Origin of the sequence: Clostridiisalibacter paucivorans DSM 22131 (assembly GCF_000620125.1) — a bacterium.
In the GTDB taxonomy this organism is placed as follows: Bacteria; Bacillota; Clostridia; order Tissierellales; family Clostridiisalibacteraceae; genus Clostridiisalibacter; species Clostridiisalibacter paucivorans.
Genome location: NZ_JHVL01000037.1, coordinates 12,192 through 37,306, shown reverse-complemented (window position 1 = coordinate 37,306; position 25,115 = coordinate 12,192). Strand labels below are relative to the sequence as shown.

Genomic DNA, 25,115 nt, shown 5'->3' with positions numbered 1-25,115 from the left:
ATCTCACCCATTACTGTCTTGATACATGTTTTCTTGAAACCTTTATTTCTATATATCTTCTTATCTCTTTCTTTCATTAGCTCATCATCTAGTTGATTAAGTAGCTCTGTGATTATTTCACATGCCTGACGGCAAACAAATTCATAAATCCTTTTCTCTAAATCCTTGAAATTTATATCCATTTCCTTTAAACTTATCTTATACATGTAATCACCTAACTTTCTAGTTTTCTTCGCAGATACTATTATATTGGATGATGCATGTATATGAAAGATGCCTTAAGGCATCTTTTTTATTTTTTGTCCTTTTTGCCTACTAAAATTATACTCTAAGATAAAATTAATAATTCATAGTCCGTAGTTAGTAGTTGATGGTGGAAATCCTATGGATTCTAAATTTTTTCCTTAAAACTATATTTATTAAATTTCCACAAGCCCATACTTAATTTTAATGCGATCAAGTTTTTCAATCATAGGTTCTGCACCAAACCAAAGGAAAAAAGTTGTAGCCGCAGCATGAATTATATTAAAGGGGATGCCCATCAAATAATAGGTAATCATACTTTCTAATGTAGGATTCGCTTGCCACATTAGTGCTGCCCCCGTATCCAAAACAAATCCACATATAAAAAATGTAGTCAGTGCACCAAAAATGCAAAGAGAACTTCGTTTTTTCCTAAGGAATCCCTTTCGAAACAATATACCTGCAATAAAACCTGTAATACCAAAAGCAAACATCTGCCATGGGGTCCATGTACCTTGTCCAAAGAGCATATTTGAGGTAAATGCAGTAACGGCACCTACCAAAAAGCCAGTTTCACCACCAAAACATACCCCCGATATAATCACCACAGCCACCACAGGTTTAAATTGAGGAAGCATAAAAAAAGCAGCTCTCCCAGCCACACCAATAGCACAAAGCACAGCTATGATGACAAGCTCCCTTGCCTGGGGTTTTCTACTCTCAAATATAAAGGCAAAAGGCAAGATAGTTTCTAATATTATCAATAGACTTATAAAATAGTATTTTTTATCTCCTAAAAAATACACACCAATATATATGGTCAAAGGTGCAGCAAGAAGTACCGTAGCCATGGCCACAATGGTTCTTTTAGACAATATCCGTTTTTCCTTGGGTACCTGTACTGAGAAATCAGGCATATCTAAATCTTTCCCTGGCATAATAACAGCAAGACCTACTGCAAGTTCCAATACAAGGATAAGCTGTACAATATAATCTCTCCAATCCGTATATTTTCCCCACAAAAACACAGTAGTTAAAATAAATGCCAAAAGACATAAAACAGATATAGAAATACGTACAGGTGTAAAGCAAAAATGTGAGCTATAAGAACTCTTTGGACTTACTTTATCATTATTGTCTATTTTTTTTATATTTGTCTCAGAAAACAAGCCATCTTCATCATATTCTTTTGATAAATGTTTTTTAGATTGTATCTTACCGCCACAAGCGAGAATAACATCTTCAGGAATAATTGCCTCTGGTAACACCGTTCTTGCCATCCGATTTGTAGCAGTAGTATAGAAGTTCTTACCTCCAAAAAATGTTCTTGGTGTACCAATACTTGTAATGTTTCCATCAAAAAACATGGCACAACGGGTAGCATAACTTGCACAAAACTCAATATCATGAGACACCATAATAATGGTAACACCATCTTTTTGTAGTCTTCTTAATATATCCCCTAGTTTTTCTTTGAAATGTCCATCAAGTCCCTTAGTAGGTTCGTCCAATAGAAGAATTTTCGGGGTCATTAACAATACCTTTGCAAGGGCTGCCCTCTGCTGTTCTCCTCCCGACAAATCATAGGGATGCATATGAAGTAAATCTGTAAGCTCACAAAGTTCTGATACTGCCATAATACGTCTTTCTTGTTCATCTCTAGGAATTTTTCTTCCAGAAAACATCTCGTATAAATCAAGTTCTACAGTTTTCTTTACAAACAATGCCTGGGGATTCTGTGGAAGGGCACCCAAATTTCCATTTATATTTACAGTTCCACGATAGGGCTTAAGTATTCCACTCATAATGGACAGACTTGTAGTTTTTCCCGTGCCATTCCCCCCTACTATGGCAAACAATTCCCCTTTATTAATAGTAATAGACAGACCCTTGACTACATCTGGCAACTCCCTTTCATATCGAAACCAAACTTCGTCCATTTCAATTATAGGGTTAGATAAATCAGTCTTACAATCCTTTGGAATAGCATCTTTATTAAGAGGTCTATTCTTTGCAAATTCAGTAATCCAGTGCCGTCCATCACGGACAGTAATGGGACAAGTTAAATCATTGTCTACTTTTCCATAGATACGCATAGGTGTAGGCATGGCCACAAACATATCATGGTTAAATTCTTTTAGCTTTTCTCCCACCATACTTGGGGTATCATCCACAATAATATCCCCATTATCCATAACAATAACACGATCAGAGAGGGGCATTGCATCTTCTAAACGATGTTCTACAAGAATAATAGTAGTGCCTAACTCACGATTTATCTTCTTTATAGTTTCTAAAAAATCTGTTGCTGCAATAGGATCAAGTTGACTGGTAGGCTCATCTAAAACCAGCACAGAGGGTTGCATCGCCATAATAGAAGCTAGATTGAGTAATTGTTTTTGTCCCCCTGAAAGTTCCGTTACCTTTTTGTGAAACCAAGTCTGTATCCCAAAAAATGATGCCATTTCCGATACCCTACCTCTAATTTCAGAGGTACTATAGCCAAGACTCTCAAGACCAAAGGCAAGTTCATGCCATACCTTATCTGTTACTATCTGATTATCAGGAGATTGATGAACAAAGCCAATTTTTTCTGTTTGTTCTCTCTGGCTTAATTGATCTATCTGTTTATTGCCAAAGTAAACTGCTCCCTCTCTTTTGCCATGGGGCATAAGGGTAGAACGAAAATGTCGAAGCAAAGTAGATTTCCCACAACCTGACTTCCCACACAATGTTACAAATTCTCCCTGATTTACTGAAAGAAAAATACTTTTAAGTGCAGCATTTCTTTGTTTAGGGTAGGTAAAAGTTAAATCTTTGACTGTAATTCCTTCCATTTTCTATCCTCCCATCTTTCTATAACTATAGGTGAAATACTTAATATGAAATAGGCTGCAAATACACTTGTGGAAAAGGGAGTAAGAGATACGCTTTTCATACTGGGAAAATAGCGGAAATACATCCCTCCAAAAAAAGCACCTAAAAGTACATATGCTCCTGTACCTCCTATTACTAAAAGGGCTTTTTTATCTCTCCTATCAAAGCGATAGATAGAAAAAGCTGTACGGCCAGAAAGTCCATAACCACGAGTCTTCATAGAATCCGCTGTTTCAATGGCATTTTCCAACGCCCACGTAATCATAATAGATAAAATTTTAATACCATTCTTTGCCCTTTGTAAAATACTTCCGTTTGATACATCTCGTCCCACACATTTTTGTGCATTAGAAACAATCTTAATGTGAGCCTTAAATTTCGGGACAAAGCGAAGGGCCATAGATAAAATAAGGGACAACGCAGGAATTACACTGCCAAATAAATATATAAACTTATCCGAGGTCATAATTACATTGTAACAGGAAAACCACGATACCACAGAAGCAAGCATTACTGCCGCTGCGATGCCGTAGGTAATGGATTCCAATGTAAGGGGATTCCCACTATCTAAATATGCAAGTATGGTAGCACCCTCATGGTTAAAAGCAGGATTTATAAGTGCAGCCATAAGCATCATAGGTAATAAATATAATATATTAAACTTTACTGCTCTTTTTCTCCGAAGTACCACAGAATAAGAAAATGCGCAAACAAAGGAAATAAAAAGGCTAACGGGATGCATAAAAAACATGGAACACAAGAATACCAAAGTAAAGTATAGAAAGTTTATAGTTGGATGGTATCCTGCAAAGGCACTATTCATTAGTCATCTCCCAGTGCAGAATAGCCATCTACATCTATACCTAAATTACAGGTATATACCCATTCCACAACATCCCCTTCTTTTAATTGATAACGGCTACAACCATAGTTAGGAAACCATCCATTTACTTTATACATCCAACCGGATAGCTCGCCACAATCAAACTCATAAAGGTTATTTATGCCTTCAATATAGGCACTATTATACATGGGAGTATTCACAAACTCCATGTGGATTTGATTTTGCTTCATTTCACGAAGGAGTAAATTGAACACACTTTCCCCCTCATAAAAGGTAACTGTCTGTTTTTTAAAGATTACTCCATCCTCTGGTACAAGTTCAATCTTTTCTGGGTCAAGCCAATCTATATTATCTAAAATTGTGTCACACCGTACTGACAAGGTGCATGTAAGTTCATTGTCGGTAATTTCCACATTTTGGGGTTCTATGGGTACAGGCTTTCCTTCAGGTACGGGATCTGTAAGGTATTTATCCTTTCCTGTACTTTGATCAATTTGCATTCCCTTGACTGAAGAGTAATCTTCATCACCTTTTTCCACTCCCGGCGAGGACTCCCCCGCCAACTCCTTAGCAAGTTCCATCTTTTCTTCTGCAGTCAGCTTATCATCAATACCACCAGGGCGAGTTTTTAAACCCTCAATATTCCACCCCTGTAATCCCGGTGCATTTCCTCCCCACCAAAAGGTTATTGCAAGTACAGCTAATATTACAATGCCAACAATAATTTTATTTTTACTTAATTTCATTTGAATTACCTCCTTAAAGGAGTTTAGAACTACCTAGCATATTAAACAGCATCTGTGCAATCTCACAACGTTTTATGGATTCTTTAGGTAATATCTTCATATCAGATGGATCTAGAATTTCTTTATCATAACAAAAAGCAAGGGAACTCATTGCCCAATCACTGGATTTTATATAGTCTGGAAACTGAGCAAGGACATCTCTTGTTGACATAGTATTATACTCTGTATTCATCCCACAAAGTTTTGCTGCTTTTGCAACCATTGTTGCTGCTTCTTCACGGGTAATTGTACTATTTGGATCGAAAGTACCATCCCCTTTACCAGAAACAATGCCATAGGTATTTGCTGTGCCTACAAAGTCTGAATACCAATCACTACCTTTTATATCAGCAAAATTATTATTTGCTTTCGGAACAAGTCCCAGGGCCTTAACTACAATGGTGGCAAACTCTCCCCTTGTCATCTCCCCATTGGGATCAAATCTATCATTAGACTTTCCATTGATAATTCCCCTTGATGCAAGGGCTTCAATGGCAGGCTGATCATCATGTGCCTGTATATCACTAAAGGTTTTTCCCGTCTTTATTACCTTTGGAGTATTTACATCTGGATGTTTACCCACAAGTCCAAAGCTAACGGTCTTACTATCTTTTTCTCCAATATTCAGCGCATCATCCATACGATAAAGACTACTTTCACCATTTAATGCTCTCTGAGCCGCAATAAGCCCATAAAAGCCTTGTTCTGATGCCATTTGATTAGAACCGCTTCCGCTTTGAGTATGGAGAAAACCTTTGCCTTTAATATAAAAAGTCATTAGGTTGTCTAACATTGTTCTATCATTTTTTATAAAACGCTCATCATCTAGAGGAATTCCTAACTCGGACAAAGCCACAATCATCTGCACACAACTTTCAGAATTAGCTGTACCCCAACTGGAAAAGCCCCCTTTGCTATTTTGCATCTTAGACATACATGCAAGTGCTTCTTCACTAGCCTTTTTTACCTCTGGTCTATCTTGATATTTTGCCAATGCCTGAAGGGCCATACCTGTGATATCAGGATCAGAAACACTATGCCCTGGAGTTTCTGCTTTTGTTCCTCCAAAAAGTGACCATCCACCATCGGATAGCTGAGACTCTAAAATTCTATTAATATACATATCTCTAGTTGCTTGTATTTTAGCGTCTGGATTTTGTGGCATAGGATAGTTTCCACTATCTAAGGCAATAAGTGCCCAAATAGGACCATTCATCCCTTGCCAGATGGTTTTTTCATAATCTCCAAGGGGTGTTAAAAGGTTGTATCCTGCTACATGTGAAGGATCTTTACCTATGGATGTAAGTGCAACTATCAACCTAGAATATTCTGTATACTTCTTCTCATGCAAAACACCTTTACAGGCCCTTACATAATCCTCTACAGTCTCATAGTATTTTTGATAATATTCATCAGGTACTTCATATCCACTTCTTGCAAGACCCAATACCGCCCATTCGCCGCCAATAGAACCCACTTGTGGAGACTTTACTGTCTTATACATATACTTTGCAGTATCTGTAACAGCATCAGAAAGCTCAGTTGTGCTTGTTGCCAATGCTAATGGAACCATACTCAATAACATCATCACTATCAATAAAGTACTAATACTTATTTTAATTAGTCTATTCACTTGTTTTCCCCCTCACAATTTTATAAATACTAATGCACAAAACACAATATATTCACTATTCTATTATCAATATTGTATTTTAAAATTATATAAATAAAAGTCTTAACTTCGATAAAGTTAAGACTTTTTTACAAAAATCGTATTATACCTCTACCGGAAGGTTGTGCTCACAATTTAGGCAGGTCTCCTGACTTATGGTTCATAAGATTTTCTTCTCCTTCCCAGTGTTATCCAGTGGCATATTGAAGAAATCCTCCCCATTTACAGTGGCCGGACCGTTCAGGATTTTCACCTGATTCCCTTTTAATTCTATATCATTCATATAAAAACCTAAATCTTATATTTAATTTTATATCACATTCGCTCTTGTAACTTAGATTATACCATTACAATAAATATTGTCAATATTATTATATTTTGCTATAAGCTACAAATTTAACACTTTACCACAGGTATTTGTATCTCTGTAATAAACTCTTCTACATCACTTGTCTCATGCACATCTATCTTATATATTTCAATAGGACTCCCTATGATTTCATAATTATTCTTCTCTATAAACTCCATCATCTTAGGTATATATTCCTGACTCTGTTCATATGTCCCTTTATACGATAAAGTAACGTAATCACCTTCTTCTAACACCATATCATAATCAATAGTAGCATTTTCCAATAGCACAAATACCGATTCAAAATAATTGAAAAATCCCTCATTTATTTTTTCCATGGATACTCTAGCCCCTATGCTATTATTTCCCAATAAATAGAATTTGTCTTTATGTTTTTTCTGAAGCTTTTTGATGAGGAAATCTACCTCCTCATCTCTAGATATATCACCATTTAGCTCAAATGCCCTTCGTTCTTTGAAAAATAATATTTCAATATTATAAAAATTATTGCTTTTTATAGTGATTTCAATCCTTTTTAATCTTTGATAAATATTGTTTTTTAGATTGTTCAATTCCTTTATCTTGTTATCCAATATTTTTATTTCTTCAGTTAATAGCCCTTTGGTAGAACATAGATTTCTATTGTCTAAATATTCCTTTATAATGTGCATAGGAAAATCTAAGCTCCTCAAGTCTTTCACTATATTAAGCTTCCATATATCCTGCATACTATACATCCTATATCCATTAGTATCCCTATCAGGGTTTAATATACCTATCTTTTCATAATATCTTAAGGAATCCCTACCTATCCCATATATCTTAGATATCTCTCCTATTTTGAAATAATCTTTCATAAATTCCTCCTGTTTTAGTTCTTAGTTCTTAGTTAATGGTAAAAATCCTTACGCTTTTTTATTATTATAAAAAGAAATTCATAGAATTTCTACTAAATACTACCGACTACCAACTATAATCCTTGACCTTAGTATAATACTAAGGTTTATAATCTTATTATAGAGGTGTTGCTAAATGAATACAATAAAAAAAGAATCTAGTAAAAATATTAGAAAAAAATTTATCAAATATCTTTTACCATCTATATCAGCTATGTGGATATTTTCATTATATACAATAGTTGATGGTATATTTGTAAGTAGAGGAGTAGGGCCAACTGCTTTGGCTGCCATAAATATGTCCATGCCATTTATCAGTTTTATATTTGCCATTTCTTTATTATTATCTACAGGAGCATCTACCCTGATAGCCATATATTTAGGCAAAAATAATATTGATAAATCCAATAAGATTTTTACTCAACATATGGTTACTATAATTATAGTTTCTTTAAGTATACTTATAATAAGTATTTTGAATTTGGATAAGTTGATTTTATTTTTAGGTGCTACAAAGGCTACCTTTCCTTATATAAAGGATTATATGAAAATAATAGTCTTATTCAATGGTTTTTTTATTATCTCATATTCTTTAGAAGTTATAGTGAAAACCGATGGTTTCCCTCATTTTGCAATCATAGGGGTATCCATCTCTGCTATCATGAATATAGTTTTAGACTATATATTTGTTATAAGATTAGGATATGGTATATCAGGAGCAGCATATGCCACAGGCATATCTCAATTGGCAGGGAGTATATTTTATATAGTTCATTTTATAAAGAAAAATTCCAGACTTAATTTTGTAAAATTTAAATTCGATTTTTCTATTTTTAAAAGGATTCTACTTACAGGATTTCCTGACTGCATTACAGAGTTATCATCAGGTATTGTTATTTTCCTATTTAACCACACAATACTCACATATATAGGAGAACATGGCGTAATTGCCTATAGTATAGTATCCTATATAAATATATTAGTTTTAAATACAATGATAGGGATTACTCAAGGCATGCAACCGCTGTCTAGCTATTACTACGGTAAAGACGATAAAAAATTGGTATTGAAATTATTTAAGATGAGTTTCAAAACTATAACTATAGTATCTCTAGCCACCTTTGCATTTGTAATGCTATTTACAGAATCAATAGTATCTATATTTATAGACAATAGTAATAAAGAGTTGTTTTATTATTCTATAAAGGTCTTTAGAGTATTCTCTATTTCATTTTTATTTGTAGGATTCAATGTCAATATATCAGGATTCTTTGCATCAATTGAAAGGCCCTTGAGGGCTACGATTATATCTCTGGGACGGGGATTAGTCATAATAACTGGGTCCCTATATTTTATGACCCATATTTGGGGAGCTAAAGGTATCTGGCTCTCCACAACAGTTTCAGAAATTATCTGTCTAATAATGTCCTTTTTGATATTAAAAAAATTGATAATTACCAATAAAAAATTAGTAGCCAGTAATTAGTTTCTTAAATACTGAAATCCACAGAATTTCCACCATCAACTACTAACTACCAGCTACTAACCTTATTTACTCCTCTACTATATTATTTACTATCTTTTCTGCTAATGGAATAAATATATTTGCCAGCGGCACAGAAATAGCTGTGCCGACCAAAGAAGATTTTAAAAATGCTATAAGGAATCCTGGTCTAAATCCATAGTTTATTATTACCATAAAAAATGCAATGGGTACCGATATAAATACAGCAGCAAGACATGAAAATACAACTCCCCTATACTTCTTATTTATCTTCAAAATATCATCCCCCTTATTGATCTCTACTCAATGCCTTTATTGACATCTCCTTTAACTTATTAGACATATATTTAAGGTCTTCATCTTTTACATCTGAAGCAATTAAATCATCCCAGTCCTTAAGTGCATTGTATATTCTTTTTTTAACCCTCAAGGCCTTTTCAGTAACTTTAATACTATAAGACCTCTTATCCCTTTCATTTCTTGTTCTCTTTATATATCCTTTATCCTCAAGTCCCTTTATACTCCTTGTTATTGCTGCCTTATCTATATAATATATTTTAGCCAAATCTTCTTGGGTCAGTTCTTGATCCTCATATAGCTTTATTAAATATATATATTCACCTGATTTTATATCTAAATCCTTTAATTCATTATTTATATATATCTGAAATTGCCTATATAATATAGATATCCATCTACCCAATTCTTCGTATATATTTTCCATATTCATCACCATATTTATTTTATAAAAATATAGTTGATAAGTCAACTATATTTAATGTTTTTCAAAAAAGCCTTGACTTTTTGTGACTACAAATGTAGACTATAATTACAAACTACAATTGTAGTCATAAAAAGCAAAGGAGGTGTGCTATGGAAAAATCATTTAAGATATCCGATTCAGAATGGGATGTTATGGAAGTACTTTGGAAAGAAAGCCCCCAAACATCAAAGGAAATCATCAGTAAAATCCAACAAAATAGTGATTGGAAACCAACTACTATTAAAACCCTTATATCAAGACTTGTAGACAAAAATATAATAAATTATCAAAAAAAAGGAAAAGCCCATTACTATTATCCAACTTTAAAAAGAGAAGAATGTATCCGTATCAAAAGTAATAGGTTTATAAAAAAATTCTATAAAGGTGGTCTAAAGGCTATGATTGCTAACTTTGTAGATATGTATGAACTCTCTGACAATGATATAGATGACTTAAAAAAAATATTAGACAAAAAAAAGGATTAAGGAGAAATTCTTATTATGTATATAAAACTATTTTATACAATTATTGAAATATCAATAAAAGCCAGTATCTTAGTTGGGGTCATTTTATTAATAAAAAGTATACTGGGCGAAAAAATAGGTGCTAAAAATCAGTTTTTTCTATGGTTCTTACTTATTATAAAATTGATTTTACCTAATATTAATTTAAGATTTCTAAATGTTTTTTCTAGACTTAATCCTTACCATGATGTATTAAATTCCAACACTGTACTGACAAAAGGTGATATAATCAGTTGGTTTAATACTACATTTAATGAACATAGTTTTAATGTATCTACAGATTTAGTAAAGTCTAATATTAATATTTTTTCTTTTGAATACATAATGCCTACTATATGGATTCTAGGTATATTGACATTGATGATATATATGATAGTATCCAATATTAAATTCAATTATGTAATTAGCCACAATAAAATAGAAGTGGGAAATAAAATTAACGACATATTAAAAGAAAGTAAAAAAAGACTTAATATAGATGCAGATATAGATGTTTATAAATCACCATTTATCTATTCTCCATGTCTATATGGTCTCCTTAAACCATCTATCCTATTGCCAGAAAATATAGAAGAAAAAATTGATGTCAGTGAATTAAAATATGTCATATCCCATGAATTGGCACATTTCAAAAGAAAAGATATCTTCACTTATATGCTAATATACATATTGAAAGTAGTATATTGGTTTAATCCAGTCATTTGGTATGGTCTCTTTAGAATGAAAAATGATTGTGAAGTTGCCTGTGATGCATTGGCACTTTCATCCCTCGAAGGAGACGAAAAGGAAAGCTATGGATTGAGTCTTATCCATCTATTGGAGAGAAATAGACCTAAGTTAAATAATATCATTACTACAGAGTTCATTAACACAAAAAAATACTTAAAAAGGAGAATTATCATGATAAAAAAATTTAAAAAAAGTTCGTATAAGATGTCATTTGTAACCATATTGTTATTTGTATTAGTAGCAGGTGTGTTTTTTGCCAATGGCAATATCGATGCAGCTGCCGACAAGTTTGAGGAAAACAACAATGCCACTGAAGAAAATATAGACAAACAAGATATGATTTGGCCAACTCCTAAGTACACTAAGATTTCTTCAACCTTTGGTAAAAAGATACATCCTGTTCTAAAGAAAGAATCGATGCATACAGGTATCGATATCCCTGGAAAAAAAGGTGGCTCTATTGTTGCAGCAGCCGATGGTAAAGTAATATTAGCTGATTTAAATGGTGGCTATGGAAAAACAGTAATCATTGATCATGGAGATGGTTTAGTTTCTTTATATGGTCATTGTTCCGAGCTTCTTGTAGAGGAAGACCAAGAAATAACTGCTGGTACAGAGATTGCCAAGATTGGAATGAGCGGTATGAGTACTGGACCACATCTGCATTTTGAAGTCAGAAAAGATGAAGAAGCAGTTCATCCATTAGGTTATATCATAATGGAAGAAGATAAATAATTTGTATACACAGCAGGAAAAGGGAAACACTATCCTTTCCCTGCTTTTTTTATTTTATTTCCTTTTTAAGTCCTATCAATTTATACAATGTATACAAAACAGTAATAATTGCTGCTGACCAATTTATGACTACTATTCCCCACCACACACCATAGATACCCATTCCAAGTAATGTTCCAAAGGCATAGAATACTATAATGGGCATTAAAATTTGTCTATAAAGCCCTACATATATAGCCCAAAAAGGCTTTTTCATTCCTTGCAATATTGATATAGATATATTAAGTAATACATATGTATTAAATGCCCAAAACTCTATCCTTAAATACTCTGTCCCAATATTTATTAATTGTAAATCATCTGTAAAAATTGAAACTAGTATATCTGCCAGTGGATATATGACTACCATTCCAATGGTCATAATTGTAACACCATATAATAAAGTCCTTTTATATACCTCTATAATTCTACCATATTCTTTGCCCCCATAATTCTGACCCGATATAGTCAACGCTGCAGTATTTAATCCCAATGCAGGCAATAATGCCAATTGTTCTATCCTAACAGCAGCTCCATAGGCAGCTACTGATACATCCCCACCATATTTACTTGCAAAATAGTTAATTACAAATACTCCTAAAGCTATTGTCATCATATTAAGGCTAGCAGGGATTCCTTGTTTAAGTATTTCTATACATACTTTAATAGAAAACTTTGCATTTAGAAACTCCTTTATATCAAACATCTGACTTTTATATACCCTATAAGCAAGATATATAGTACCTACAAATTGAACTATAACAGTAGCTAAGGCTATACCCATAGTCCCTAACCTTGGTAATCCTACCCATCCCAGTATAAAAAGTGGATCCAATAATAAGTTCAACAAAAATCCTATAATCAAAAAATTTCTATAAGATCTAGTATCTCCTTGGGATGACAACATAGCATTCAATATGGCATTTAATACAAAAAATATTGAACCATAAAATATAATATTTATATAATCAATCCCATAAATATATGTAGTTTTTTCTTCACTCAATATAGTAAATAGGTATGGAGAAATGATTTTCCCCAATATTGTAATGACTATAGAGAAAAAAATCCCTATAACTAATCCATTATATCCATAATGATTATATTTATTAGTATCCTTTTCTCCCAGTGCATTAGATATAAGGGCTGTTGAACCAGTTCCTATGCCAGAACTCAAAGAAATAACAATGAAAAATATAGGGAATGACAAGGACATACCAGCCAATGCATTTGTACTTATTTTTCCTCCAAAAATAGTATCCACTACATTAAACAAGGTATTGAAAAGCATTCCTATACTAGCAGGTATAGATATGTTCTTGATATGGGTATTAATTTTGCCTTTAGTTAAGTCTATATCCATCATATTTACTCCTTCCCTAAATATGTAAATGAAAATATAATCCCTATTACACGTAAAAATAAAGGGAATATAATCTCTATAGTAGATATATTCCCTTTATTTTTACATTTATTTATACAACTTTTAGTCTCTTATTAAGAATCTTTATTTTCTCTTTACACATAGGTTTTACGCCTTCTAATCTATATGGTATATTCATAGAATCGTATTTGTTTTTCCCTAAAGTATGATAAGGCAAGAGCTCCACTTTTTTTACATTATCTACTTTAGATATTACTTTGTTCAATCTATCTATATGTCTTTCTCCATCAGTAATACCTGGGACCACCACATGTCTAATCCATATATCGGTATTAGATTTGTTTAGGGCATTTATAAAATCCTTTACCTCTTTAAAGGCTCCACCACAGATATCTTTATAGCCCTCATTGTCTACATGTTTTATATCAAGCAATACTAAGTCAGTATATTCCAATATCTCGTCGTATCTTCCCATACCAAATCCTGCTGTATCCAAAGCAGTATGGATATTATTTGACTTACATAGTTTAAAAAACTCTATGAGAAAATCAGGTTGAAGTAATGGTTCTCCACCAGAACAAGTAACTCCTCCCCCAGATGTATTGAAATATGATTTAAATCGTACTATTTTATTTATCAACTCTTCAGGTGTTACTTCATTCCCTTCATTTATACTCCATGTATCAGGATTGTGACAATATGCACATCTCAATCTACATCCTTGAAAAAATATTACTGACCTTACTCCTGGACCATCATTTAATCCCATGGATTCTATAGAATGTATTCTACCTATCATATTTTTCACCGCCATTATATGGATTATTGGTACAATATAACAAATTCTTAAACTTTCCTCCATCAACTACGAACTACTAACTACCGACTACAAGCTACGAACTACCCACTACGGACTATTACACCGCCTTATGGAATGTTCTCTTTATTACCTCTAGCTGTTGTTCTCTAGTTAGTCTATTGAAATTAACTGCATATCCCGATACCCTTATGGTCAATGTAGGATATTTTTCAGGATTCTCCATGGCATCCACGAGAATTTCCTTATTTAATACATTTACATTTAAATGATGGGCACCCTGGACAAAATATCCATCTAATATAGCTACTAGATTATTCACTTTAGCCATATCATCATTACCCAGTGCCTCTGGAACTATGGAAAATGTATTGGAAACTCCATCTTCGCATACATCTCTATAGGGAATCTTGGCTACAGAATTCAAAGATGCCAATGCCCCATTTTCATCCCTTCCATGCATAGGATTGGCACCTGGAGCAAATGGTTCTCCTGCATCCCTGCCATCAGGTGTTGCTCCTGTCTTTTTTCCATAAACTACATTTGATGTAATAGTCAATACAGACAGTGTATGTCTAGCACCTCTATATGCATTATGTTTTTTTAACTCATTGGAGAATTTCTTTAAAACCTCCACAGCTATATCATCGACACGATCATCGTCATTCCCATACTTTGGAAAGTCTCCTTTTATATCAAATCCCACAGCTATGTCGTCTTTTTTATGGGGTCTAACTTCTCCATATTTTATAGCACTTAGTGAATCAGCTACTACAGAAAGTCCTGCAACTCCAAATGCCATTATCCTTTTTACATCGGTGTCATGTAATGCCATCTGTCCCGCTTCATATGCATATTTATCATGCATATAATGGATTATATTCATGGTGTTTACATACAATTCTGCCACATACTCTAACACCTTAAAATAATTATTTTTTACCTTTTCATAGTCTAATATATCATCATCTATTTTATCTATACCCTCTATTATTTCTACATTAGTCTTTTCATCTATTCCACCATTTATAGCATATAGCAACGACTTAGCTAAATTACATCTGGCCCCAAAAAACTGCATTTCTTTACCTATTCCCATAGCTGATACACAACATGCTATACCATAATCATCACCATATACAGGTCTCATAATATCATCATTTTCATATTGTATAGAATCACTTATTATTGACATCTTAGCACAATATTTCTTAAAGCTTTCTGGTAGTTTCTCTGACCACAATATGGTCATATTGGGTTCAGGTGCAGGACCTAGATTGTTTAGGGTATTTAAAAATCTAAAAGATGTCTTAGTTACCAATGTCTTACCATTTATACCCATTCCCCCTATTACTTCAGTAATCCAATTGGGGTCTCCTGCAAACAATTCATTGTATTCAGGGGTCCTTAGATGTCTTGCCAGCCTTAATTTTATAACAAATTGATCTATTATCTCTTGTGCCTCTAACTCAGTTATTGTTCCTAATTCTAAATCTCTACTTATATATATGTCTATAAATGTACTAGTCCTACCCAACGACATGGCTGCACCATTATTCTCCTTAATACCTGCTAGATATCCAAAATATAAATATTGTACAGCTTCCCTTGCATTTTCTGCTGGTTTAGATATATCTATGCCATAATCTGCTGCCATTTTTTTTATCTTATAAAGGGCCTTAATCTGTTCCTTTACTTCCTCTCTATGCCTTATAAGTTCCTCACTCATGAATCCACTTAAGTCCTCAAAATCTTCCTTCTTTTTTTCAATCAAATAATCTATACCATATAAAGGTAACCTTCTATAATCTCCTATGATTCTACCCCTTCCATATGCATCGGGAAGACCTGTAAGAAGTCCTGCACTTCTGGCTCTCTTCATTTCATCAGTATATACATCAAATACACCCTGATTATGTGTCTTTCTATACTTATTAAATATATCATCCTTATCTTTATCCAATTCATATCCATAGGATTCAAGTGCAGACTTGACCATTCGAATACCTCCAAAGGGATTTATCATCCTTTTTAAAGGCTGATCTGTCTGGAGTCCTAATATAACTTCGTTATCTTTATCTATATATCCAGGTGCAAAACTATCAATACCAGAGATATTTTCTGTATCTATATCCAATACACCTTTTTTCAACTCTTTCTTGAGCAAATCTTCACATTTTGACCATAAATCTCTGCTTTTTCCTGACAAGCCTTCTAAAAACCCTTCATCACCCTCATAGGGTGTGTAGTTTTTTTGAATAAAACCTCTCACATCTATATTTTTAATCCAATCTCCCTCTTTGAAACCTCTCCATGCCTTTTTCATCACAAAAAAACCTCCTCGACTTTTGATTTTACAGTCCAGGATTGACAAAAAATAACCGCCTGGACTTTATTGCCCAGGCGGTCGGCATATATTTAGCATCACACTCCATGTGGTTAATTCCACTTCCGCCAGTCATGTGATCAGATTTCTTATATTTTGTTCTTATAAACATAATAGCAACCAAGCGAATATTTGTCAACATTTTTTTAAAAATGTTCGTTTTTAAAATTGAAATTTATGCTTAATTGACTTTTATTTTTTCTTTGTTATAATGGTATCTAATCCAGTCATTTACAAAAATTATAATATTTTGAGTTTATAGGAGGAGAGTGGATTTATGCAGGTCCTTGTATGTGTGATTAATAAACATAATTGTTTGGAATCTATTCTACAAAATTTTATTGATGAAGGTATTACAGGAGCAACTATAATTGACAGTATAGGTATGGCTAGAGTATTAAATGATACAGATCTAAATAATTTGCCTGCCTTTGGCTCTATAAGGATGATATTAAATGAGAGTCGTCCCTTTAATAAAACTATTTTTGTTGTATTAGAAAATAAGCAGGTTGATATTGCTATCAATTGCATAAAAAAGGAAGTTGGAGATATAAATGACCCAGGCGTAGGTATTTTATTTACTATACCTGTTAACCATGTGGAAGGTGGTATGCTAAAGTAATTGTATATATTAAAACAAATATAAAAGCAAAAGGAGAATCTGATAATGAATGCTTTATATTATGTATCAATTGTATTAATATCTGGTATCATAATGGCTAGAATCATATCTAAACTAAATTTGCCCTATGTTACTGGATATCTGTTGGGAGGAATTATTATAGGTCCTTCTTTTTTAAATTTAGTCCCAAAAGACATTTCTATTCAGCTATTAATAATCTCGGAAATGGCATTGGGATTTATTGCATATAGCATAGGGAGTGAATTCAACATAGAATATATGAAAAAGCTTGGTAAGTCCGTGTTTTTAATAACCTTATTGGAATCTTTAGGTGCTGTTTTGATAGTCTTTATTACTATGTTTGTAATATTTAATCAACCATTGCCCTTTAGTCTAATTATATCATCTATTGCTGCAACTACAGCTCCAGCAGCAACTATAATGGTAATAAGACAATATAAAGCAAAGGGGAGCCTTGTTAATACATTATTACCTGTGGTAGCCATGGACGATGCCATAGGCATTATGATTTTTGGCATAATAATATCTATAGCAAAACAAGTATCCAGCAATGTCAACGGTTTTTCATTAACAACTGGACTATTAACTCCAATTTGGGAAATTGGAGCTGCTTTAATATTAGGTATAATAATAGGATTTATATTAGTATTAGTTTCACGAAAGGCAAAGGGGAAAAATGAGCTATTAAGTATTGTAATTGCCACTATTTGTTTATCTATAGGCATTGCAAACTTCTTAAATATATCCACCCTTCTTTTATGTATGGCAGTTGGTGCTGTAATAAGTAATATTTCACCTAATAATATGAAAGTTATAAGCATTACCGACTCATTTACTCCACCTGTCTACATTATGTTTTTTACATTAGCAGGTGTAGAGCTAGATATAAGACTGATTAAATATGTGGGACTATTAGGTATAGGATATATAATCGCTCGAGTAACAGGCAAAGTCCTCGGTTCATATTTAGGCTGTAAACTATCAAACATGCCTAAAAAAGTACAAAAATATTTGGGATTCACTTTAATCCCTCAAGCTGGTGTTGCTATAGGATTGTCTATGACGGCACAATTAGATTTTCCTCAAATAGGGTCTAATGTTAGAACTATTATCCTTGGAGCAACCATTGTATATGAACTAATTGGACCTGCTGTTACTAAATATGCACTCATAAAGTCTGGAGATATAAATATGGAAAATCCAAAAGTCCAAACTGCTGAGTAATTATAATTTTATAAACAGTAAAAAACAGTTAGTAGTTAATAACTACTAACTGTTAACCTTTAATACTACTGGACAATGATCGCTTCCCATAACCTCTGAATGAATCTCTGCATCTATTAACTTGTCCTTTAAACTTTCAGATACTATAAAATAATCAATTCTCCATCCAGAATTCCGTTCTCTGGCCTTTCTCATATATGACCACCATGTATATACTTCTTCTTTTTCAGGATAAAAATATCTAAAGGTATCTATAAATCCTGATGATAAAAGTTTTGTCATCTTCTCCCTTTCTTCATCACTAAACCCTGCATTCTTTTTATTATTTTTAGGATTTTTTAAATCTATTTCTTTATGTGCCACATTTAAATCTCCACATAATATTACTGGTTTCTTACTATCTAATTCCTTTAAATATGCCCTAAATACATCTTCCCAATCCATCCTATAATCCAGTCTCGCCAATCCTCTCTGACTATTGGGAGTATATACATTTACTAAGTAAAATTCTTCAAATTCTAAAGTTATTACTCTACCTTCCTGCTCATGTTCTTCCACTCCCACTCCATATGTAACAGATAAAGGTTTTTTCTTTGTAAATACAGCAGTTCCAGAGTATCCTTTTTTAACTGCATAGTTCCAATACTGATGATATCCATCCAGTTCCAATTCTATCTGCCCTTCTTGTAATTTCGTCTCTTGAACACAAAATATATCCGCATCCACTTCATTAAAGTATTCCAAAAATCCCTTTCTAACACAGGCTCTAAGACCATTTACATTCCATGAAACTAACTTCATCTTTTCTACCTCCATTTTAAATTATCAATGTTTAAGATTAAAACCACTAGAATATACATACCCATATAGTGTGAATTAATTACAGTATAAAACCCAAAACTTTAAATGTATATATTCCTATTGTAAATGTAATCACAGAAAAAAGAGTAGTGATTATAAAGATATCCGATGCCAATTCTACATCCCCATTCATATTGCTAGCCATTACATAACTACTAACTGCAGTGGGAGAACCATACATTATATATAAAACTAAAAGTCCATTGCCCCTTATCCCTAAAAATAATGCTATAGGAATATATATAATAGGTTGAACTATAAGCTTTATTGCAGAACCCACAACTGCCAGTCTAATTCTTCTATTTTTAATCTCATCTAAATATATTGTCCCTCCAATGGCCAACATAGCTAATGGTGTAGCCATACCTGCCATATAATCTATTGATTTATTGACTATAGAAGGTATACCAATCTGTAGTAAGCAAAAGGGCAATGATAATACTATGGAAATGATCAAAGGATTCTTTATTATACTTATTAATGCAGTCTTTATACCTACATCAGAATTTCCCTTAGATCTAAAGGTCAGTACAATAACTGATAATACATTATAACAAGGTATTACAAATGCCATAAGCAATGCCCCTTTAGTTACTGCTTCACTACCACCAACATTATATGCCAAGGCCAGTCCTATAAGGGCATAATTACTCCTAAATGAGCCTTGAACGAAGGCACCTATTGATGATTTATCCTTTATAAATATTTCTGCTACTACCCAGATTAATACAAAGGATAAACAGGTTGTACCAACTGCAAAAATCAGTAATCTTAAGTCAAAAACATCTGTGAAGTTTGAACGGGAAATATCTCTAAATAAAAACATAGGTAATGCCACATTGAATAAAACAGCATTCATTTTCTTTATAGTATACTGATCTATTAATCCCTTTTCTTTTAAAAAATATCCTAATATCAATATTATAAATATTGGCATTACTGCATTTATACTAAAAAGTAAATTATCTAATATCAACATCCTCATCTCCAAAGTCAAATATCATATTTATTTTTTTCTGCCTTGTTTTTTTCAATCTCTTCAACTAATTCATTGAGATATACCCATCTCTCCATTTTTTCATTCAGTGTTACTTCTAACCCTTCCTTTTCATCTAAGAGTTCTTGCAAAAGTATATAGTCTGTAGCTGCCTCTTCTATTTTTACTTCTAAACACTCTATCTTTTCTTCAATATCAGCAATGATTTTATCTATTTGATCATATTCTTGCTGTTCCTTATATGACAATTTATATATCTTTTTTTCTTTCTTCTCTGACTTTTTTTTATTGACCTTTGGTTTAGATATAGATGTTGATTTTCTATTATCTTCTATCCCTTTCATATGGTCTCTATAGTCTGTATAGTTTCCAGTGTATTGGACTATATTACCATTACCTTCAAATGAAAATATTTTATCTGCTATTCTATCTAAAAAATATCTATCATGGGAAACAGCAATTACAGCACCTCTAAAATTGTCAATATAATCTTCCAATACCTTCAATGTCTCAATATCAAGATCATTTGTAGGTTCGTCCAACAAAAGTACATTGGGAGAACCCATCAGCACCCTAAGTAAATATAATCTTCTTTTTTCACCACCAGAAAGTTTTCTTATAAATATCCATTGATCTTCTCCAAAAAATAGAAAATTCTCTAACATTTGAGATGCACTTATTTTTTCTCCATCAGATGTAGTTATATACTCCGCCACTTCCCTTATATATTCTATAACCCTTAGGTTATCATCCATATGGTATGTTTCTTGAGAGTAAAGGCCTAACCTTACTGTTTCTCCAATCTCCACTATTCCACTATCAGCAGACACTTTATTTGCTATTATATTTATAAGGGTAGACTTTCCACTACCATTGGGGCCTACTATTCCTACTCTGTCGTTTCTAAGCAAAATATAGCTAAAATTATCTATAATTTTTTTATTGCCAAAGGATTTACATATATCTTTAAGTTCAATTACTTTTTTTCCAAGTCGGCTTCCAGCTACTGATATTTCAATGTTTTCCTGGGAAATATTTGAGGATTCCTCATTAATCTTTTCAAACCTATCTATTCTCGCTTTTTGTTTAGTAGTCCTTGCTTTGGCACCTTTTCTCATCCATTCCAACTCTTTTTTGAATAATCTCTGTCTCTTTCTTTCAACAGATGCCTCTATCTTTTGTCTTTCCAACTTTTTTTCAACAAAATCACTGTAATTTCCCTTATATTCATAAAGAATCCCATTATCCAATTCTACTATCCTATTTGCAACCCTGTCTAAAAAATATCTATCATGGGTAACCATAAGTAGTGCTCCCTTTTTAGTCTTCAAATATTCTTCTAACCAACTGATGATATCATCATCAAGATGGTTAGTGGGCTCATCTAATATAAGGATTTGAGAAGGCTTTATAAGGGCAGATGCCAATGCTATTTTCTTTCTCTGTCCCCCTGAAAGTTCCTTAATCTTTACATCGAAATCTGATATTCCTAATCTGGTAAGTACCGCTTTAGCCTCGCTTTCTATGTCCCATCCCTTTAATTCATCCATCTTTTGCGACAATTTTATTATCATTTCATTCTCTTTGTCAGGCTTTTGAATTGCCTGTCTATAATCTCTTATTACCTTCATAATAGGTGCATTTCCATTAAATACCTGGTCTATTACAGTGGCCTCATAATCATAGTCTGGATTTTGAGCTAGATATTCAATATGCACTGTATTTCCTTTGATTATTTTACCAGTATCTCCAGATTCAATCCCTCCAATTATCTTTAGCAGGGTACTCTTTCCCGTTCCATTTATACCTATTAGCCCTATCTTATCTCCATCGTTTATTCCCAAATTTATATCCTTAAATAATTGTCTCTCTCCATAACTCTTTGAAATATTTTCTCCAGTTAAAAAATTCATATTAATCCCTTTCCTATATACATATTTAAAAATCCATTTATATAAACTTTTACATTGTTTTTATTACTTGTCAAGTCCTTCAGGTTTTTATATAAAAATACCCCAAGTTTTATACTTGAGGCTATATTATTGGCAACATATATTTATGACAAAGTCATAAAATAAGTTAGTACCTATTCCTAACAAACTTACCTTCCTTCATTATAATATCCATCTTATCACTAGAAATATTATGTATATCTTTCAAAGGATTACCCGCTAACACAATAATATCAGCAAATTTGCCCTGTTCTAATGTCCCTGTAATATCATCTATTTTAAGCATTTCAGCTCCATTCTTAGTTGCAGCTACTATGGTCTCCATTTCGTTGAAACCAGATTTATTAAGGGCATACATCTCTGTGATAGCATATTTGCCATAAGGGGTTAAACTACTACAAAATGAGTCTGAACCTACAGTAATCCTAATACCCTTTTTCTTTGCGTTTTGCAAATTGTCAATTATACGATTGAGTTCTTTTTCAGCAGTTGTATTACCTGGATATTTATCATGGATTGGCCTATATGGTGGTTCATATACAGTAAACCATTCATAAAAAAATTGGAGTGTGGGACAAAAAGTAATATCCTTTTCTTTCATTATATCTAGACATTCTTCATTAAGTTCTTGTCCATGAATAATAGCAGATACACCTGCTTTGCATGAATTAAATACCCCTTCATATCCCTCGGCATGGGACCATACAGGTAGTCCTACCATATCACACTCATCAACGACTGCCTGAATTTCTTCCATACAATAGTGGGAATGGGCCTTGGCATCATGTCTCCATATACCTCCACCTGTAGACCAAATCTTTATAGCATCGGGGTTTTCTCGAATCCTTTTTCTAATGGCCTTTCTCAGCTCCCATGGTCCATCAACCCTATCAGCCCAAGGATGGGATATATTATTATATTGTAGCGGTAGTTCATGGGAGTCTCCATGTCCCGATGTCCTACAAAATCCAAGTCCTGTAGCAACTACTCGTGGTCCAGGTATAACCCCCTCTTCAATCATATTGCGGATATGTATCCCTGAACGAGATATTTCACCTACAGATGTGAGACCATGCTCCAATGCTTCTCTGGCCTGTGCCACAGCCACAATAGTCTTTTGTATTACAGGATCAATTACCCACTCAGTATCATTATCTGTTCTATTGCCACTAAAGTGTAAATGAGTGTCAATTAGACCAGGCATAATTGTCTTATTACTTATATCAATTATCTTATAATCAGCACCAATATCTCTCATTGGACCTACATATTCGATCTTTTTACAATTAATCATTACTAAAGAATTTCTAATAGGTTCTTTTCCATTACCATCTATCAATAATCCCCCTATAAATGCCAACTTATCCATAACCCTACCTCCATATTATGTATTAAATACACTCAATTTCTATTCTATCCTTTTTGATGATGAGTATCAATACACCATGTAAAAGATTTTATACTATCAATCTATTTACACTCTAGTTATTATAGTGGTATAAAACCTATCATTCTTCATATTAGGTCCAATTTTAACTTTCTTTATATTATAATCCTCTATATTACAAATATAAGATACTATATCAGGTAAACTTGGGGCATAAATAAACCTCCCACCTATTTTTAAAGACTGTAAGATTTCTTCCATTTTATTATATAAATCTAATACATATCCATCCTTTCTATTTTTATGATGCCATATATGGTTTGAAAATGCCATATGGGATATTATAGTTCCCCAATATTCCTTACTATAATCTACATCAAACCAATCCGATAATATCAAATAGTCATTTGACTTTAAACTCCTATCAACACCATATGCATCAAACCCCAACTTTCTAAGATATTTAACTAAATTGGCACTTTCTCCACATCCTATATCTAAAATAGGTTCAACAATATGGTTCAAATCTAATTTTAATATCTTTAGCTGTAACCTTGCAGAATATTCTTCACATACCAATTTATCTATATACCTATTTCTATACCGATTAAATATATCATTCCCATTAGTTGCTATTAAAAAATCGCACAGATTACAAGAGTGCTTGTACAATTCCATCTCTATATCCTGTCTATCTATTTTTTTTCTATTCAACAATGTATAAATATTTCCTATAAACCCCCTATAGATTTCTTTTAGTTTCTCTTGACTTTCTCTTTTGAAATATAAGTATTGATTATTATATGTAAAAATTCTTATAACCCTTGTAGTAAAATACCTTGAGATATCCTCCCATTCATCTCTCTGGTATTCTTGTTTTAGACAATCTATCAACTCAACTCTAGGCTCCCTACAAATATCTAAAAAATCCCGTGAAGGCCTAATAGGACTAATTGTATCAGAAAAATCATCATTTATATTATAAAATAAGTTAACCTTATCATTAATCTTAAATTGTCCATCTATATATCTATACAAATCTTTTCTATTCATTATATCACCACCTCAATCATAATAATATTTTGTATTATATTGTGTAAAATAAGTACATATATAAAAAAATAAATATCTTGATATATAATATTATCATATACCAAGATATTTATAAATTAGGATCTAATCCACTTATTTGGTTCTCAATTTCAAATTCTATTACTACCTCATTCCCTTCTTACTCATCAAACATAATACTCTTTGCTTCTTCCCTCAAAACCAAAAGTAACGCTTGATTACTAATTTTTAACTCCTATTCTTTTAAATCTAAATCAAAATAACCAACTCTTAAAACTTTGATTCTAAAATCCAGTACCTTTTACCAAAATTAACTTAAAACTAATCTTGCATGATAAGTGGATTAGAATCCATATAAGAAGAATATATTCTTCTTATATATATAATAGCATAGGTTTATCAAAAAGTAAACAGATTTTTCAGAAAAATT

21 protein-coding genes and 2 riboswitches are annotated in these 25,115 nt (G+C 32.7%); of the genes, 5 read left to right on the top strand and 16 right to left on the bottom strand.

The window, feature by feature from the left end:
• The 6 genes from Q326_RS0110600 to Q326_RS0110575 all read right to left on the bottom strand — a co-directional run.
• On the bottom strand, positions 1–206 hold a 206-nt coding region (locus tag Q326_RS0110600; RefSeq protein WP_026895377.1), incomplete at its 3' end, for a UPF0236 family transposase-like protein.
• A 213-nt stretch (positions 207–419) separates the two neighbouring features.
• Positions 420–3,080, bottom strand: coding sequence for an ATP-binding cassette domain-containing protein (locus Q326_RS0110595; protein WP_026895376.1), 2,661 nt, complete (start codon positions 3,078–3,080; stop codon positions 420–422).
• Positions 3,053–3,943, bottom strand: coding sequence for an energy-coupling factor transporter transmembrane component T (locus Q326_RS0110590; RefSeq protein ID WP_026895375.1), 891 nt, complete (start codon positions 3,941–3,943; stop codon positions 3,053–3,055). Before Q326_RS0110590 ends, Q326_RS0110595 begins: the two co-directional genes overlap by 28 nt.
• A complete protein-coding gene (locus Q326_RS0110585; RefSeq protein ID WP_026895374.1) occupies positions 3,943–4,710 on the bottom strand; it encodes a DUF4430 domain-containing protein in 768 nt (255 codons plus the stop codon). The genes Q326_RS0110590 and Q326_RS0110585 overlap by 1 nt, the downstream gene beginning before the upstream one ends.
• Positions 4,711–4,723: 13 nt before the next feature.
• Positions 4,724–6,382: an S-layer homology domain-containing protein gene (locus tag Q326_RS17965; RefSeq protein WP_051531384.1), complete on the bottom strand. Its 1,659-nt coding sequence runs from the start codon at positions 6,380–6,382 to the stop codon at positions 4,724–4,726.
• A gap of 160 nt (positions 6,383–6,542) precedes the next feature.
• Positions 6,543–6,731: riboswitch (cobalamin riboswitch) on the bottom strand.
• Positions 6,732–6,817: 86 nt separating this feature from the next.
• The gene (locus Q326_RS0110575; RefSeq protein WP_026895373.1) at positions 6,818–7,630 is read right to left on the bottom strand and encodes a MerR family transcriptional regulator; all 813 of its coding nucleotides are present in this window, start codon (positions 7,628–7,630) and stop codon (positions 6,818–6,820) included.
• A gap of 175 nt (positions 7,631–7,805) precedes the next feature.
• Between Q326_RS0110575 and Q326_RS0110570 the strand changes: the two genes are divergently transcribed.
• The gene (locus tag Q326_RS0110570) at positions 7,806–9,155 is read left to right on the top strand and encodes an MATE family efflux transporter (protein ID WP_026895372.1); all 1,350 of its coding nucleotides are present in this window, start codon (positions 7,806–7,808) and stop codon (positions 9,153–9,155) included.
• A gap of 66 nt (positions 9,156–9,221) precedes the next feature.
• Here the strand turns inward: Q326_RS0110570 and Q326_RS0110565 are convergent, their stop codons facing one another.
• Both Q326_RS0110565 and Q326_RS0110560 read right to left on the bottom strand, forming a co-directional pair.
• On the bottom strand, positions 9,222–9,449 hold the full coding sequence (locus tag Q326_RS0110565; RefSeq protein ID WP_026895371.1) for a DUF2798 domain-containing protein: 228 nt from the start codon (positions 9,447–9,449) through the stop codon (positions 9,222–9,224).
• A gap of 13 nt (positions 9,450–9,462) precedes the next feature.
• On the bottom strand, positions 9,463–9,897 hold the full coding sequence (locus tag Q326_RS0110560) for a MarR family winged helix-turn-helix transcriptional regulator (protein WP_026895370.1): 435 nt from the start codon (positions 9,895–9,897) through the stop codon (positions 9,463–9,465).
• A gap of 149 nt (positions 9,898–10,046) precedes the next feature.
• On the opposite strand from Q326_RS0110560, the gene Q326_RS0110555 reads away from it, so the two are divergent.
• Both Q326_RS0110555 and Q326_RS0110550 read left to right on the top strand, forming a co-directional pair.
• Positions 10,047–10,421, top strand: coding sequence for a BlaI/MecI/CopY family transcriptional regulator (locus Q326_RS0110555; RefSeq protein WP_026895369.1), 375 nt, complete (start codon positions 10,047–10,049; stop codon positions 10,419–10,421).
• 15 nt (positions 10,422–10,436) lie between these two features.
• Positions 10,437–11,924: a M56 family metallopeptidase gene (locus tag Q326_RS0110550; protein ID WP_026895368.1), complete on the top strand. Its 1,488-nt coding sequence runs from the start codon at positions 10,437–10,439 to the stop codon at positions 11,922–11,924.
• Positions 11,925–11,973: 49 nt separating this feature from the next.
• Here the strand turns inward: Q326_RS0110550 and Q326_RS0110545 are convergent, their stop codons facing one another.
• From Q326_RS0110545 to pflB, 3 genes are all read right to left on the bottom strand, one after another.
• A complete protein-coding gene (locus Q326_RS0110545) occupies positions 11,974–13,329 on the bottom strand; it encodes an MATE family efflux transporter (RefSeq protein WP_051531383.1) in 1,356 nt (451 codons plus the stop codon).
• 109 nt (positions 13,330–13,438) lie between these two features.
• Positions 13,439–14,146: a pyruvate formate-lyase-activating protein gene (pflA, locus tag Q326_RS0110540; protein WP_051531382.1), complete on the bottom strand. Its 708-nt coding sequence runs from the start codon at positions 14,144–14,146 to the stop codon at positions 13,439–13,441.
• Positions 14,147–14,264: 118 nt separating this feature from the next.
• On the bottom strand, positions 14,265–16,490 hold the full coding sequence (gene pflB / locus Q326_RS0110535; RefSeq protein ID WP_026895365.1) for a formate C-acetyltransferase: 2,226 nt from the start codon (positions 16,488–16,490) through the stop codon (positions 14,265–14,267).
• Positions 16,491–16,554: 64 nt separating this feature from the next.
• Positions 16,555–16,636, bottom strand: a riboswitch (ZMP/ZTP riboswitch).
• Between the two features lie 191 nt (positions 16,637–16,827).
• On the opposite strand from pflB, the gene Q326_RS0110530 reads away from it, so the two are divergent.
• Both Q326_RS0110530 and Q326_RS0110525 read left to right on the top strand, forming a co-directional pair.
• Positions 16,828–17,172 (top strand): hypothetical protein, encoded by a 345-nt coding sequence (locus Q326_RS0110530; RefSeq protein WP_026895364.1) that lies wholly within the window; start codon positions 16,828–16,830, stop codon positions 17,170–17,172.
• A 45-nt stretch (positions 17,173–17,217) separates the two neighbouring features.
• Positions 17,218–18,417, top strand: coding sequence for a cation:proton antiporter (locus Q326_RS0110525; protein ID WP_026895363.1), 1,200 nt, complete (start codon positions 17,218–17,220; stop codon positions 18,415–18,417).
• 45 nt (positions 18,418–18,462) lie between these two features.
• On the opposite strand, the gene Q326_RS0110520 is transcribed toward Q326_RS0110525, so the two are convergent.
• From Q326_RS0110520 to Q326_RS17960, 5 genes are all read right to left on the bottom strand, one after another.
• Positions 18,463–19,218 (bottom strand): exodeoxyribonuclease III, encoded by a 756-nt coding sequence (locus Q326_RS0110520; RefSeq protein ID WP_026895362.1) that lies wholly within the window; start codon positions 19,216–19,218, stop codon positions 18,463–18,465.
• Between the two features lie 79 nt (positions 19,219–19,297).
• On the bottom strand, positions 19,298–20,257 hold the full coding sequence (locus tag Q326_RS0110515; protein WP_034601901.1) for an AEC family transporter: 960 nt from the start codon (positions 20,255–20,257) through the stop codon (positions 19,298–19,300).
• 14 nt (positions 20,258–20,271) lie between these two features.
• Positions 20,272–22,188, bottom strand: a complete 1,917-nt coding sequence (locus Q326_RS0110510; protein ID WP_026895360.1) for an ABC-F family ATP-binding cassette domain-containing protein — start codon at positions 22,186–22,188, stop codon at positions 20,272–20,274.
• Between the two features lie 166 nt (positions 22,189–22,354).
• The gene (locus Q326_RS0110505) at positions 22,355–23,596 is read right to left on the bottom strand and encodes a metal-dependent hydrolase family protein (protein WP_026895359.1); all 1,242 of its coding nucleotides are present in this window, start codon (positions 23,594–23,596) and stop codon (positions 22,355–22,357) included.
• Between the two features lie 105 nt (positions 23,597–23,701).
• Positions 23,702–24,667: a class I SAM-dependent methyltransferase gene (locus Q326_RS17960; RefSeq protein ID WP_051531381.1), complete on the bottom strand. Its 966-nt coding sequence runs from the start codon at positions 24,665–24,667 to the stop codon at positions 23,702–23,704.
• Between the last annotated feature and the right edge of the window lie 448 nt (positions 24,668–25,115).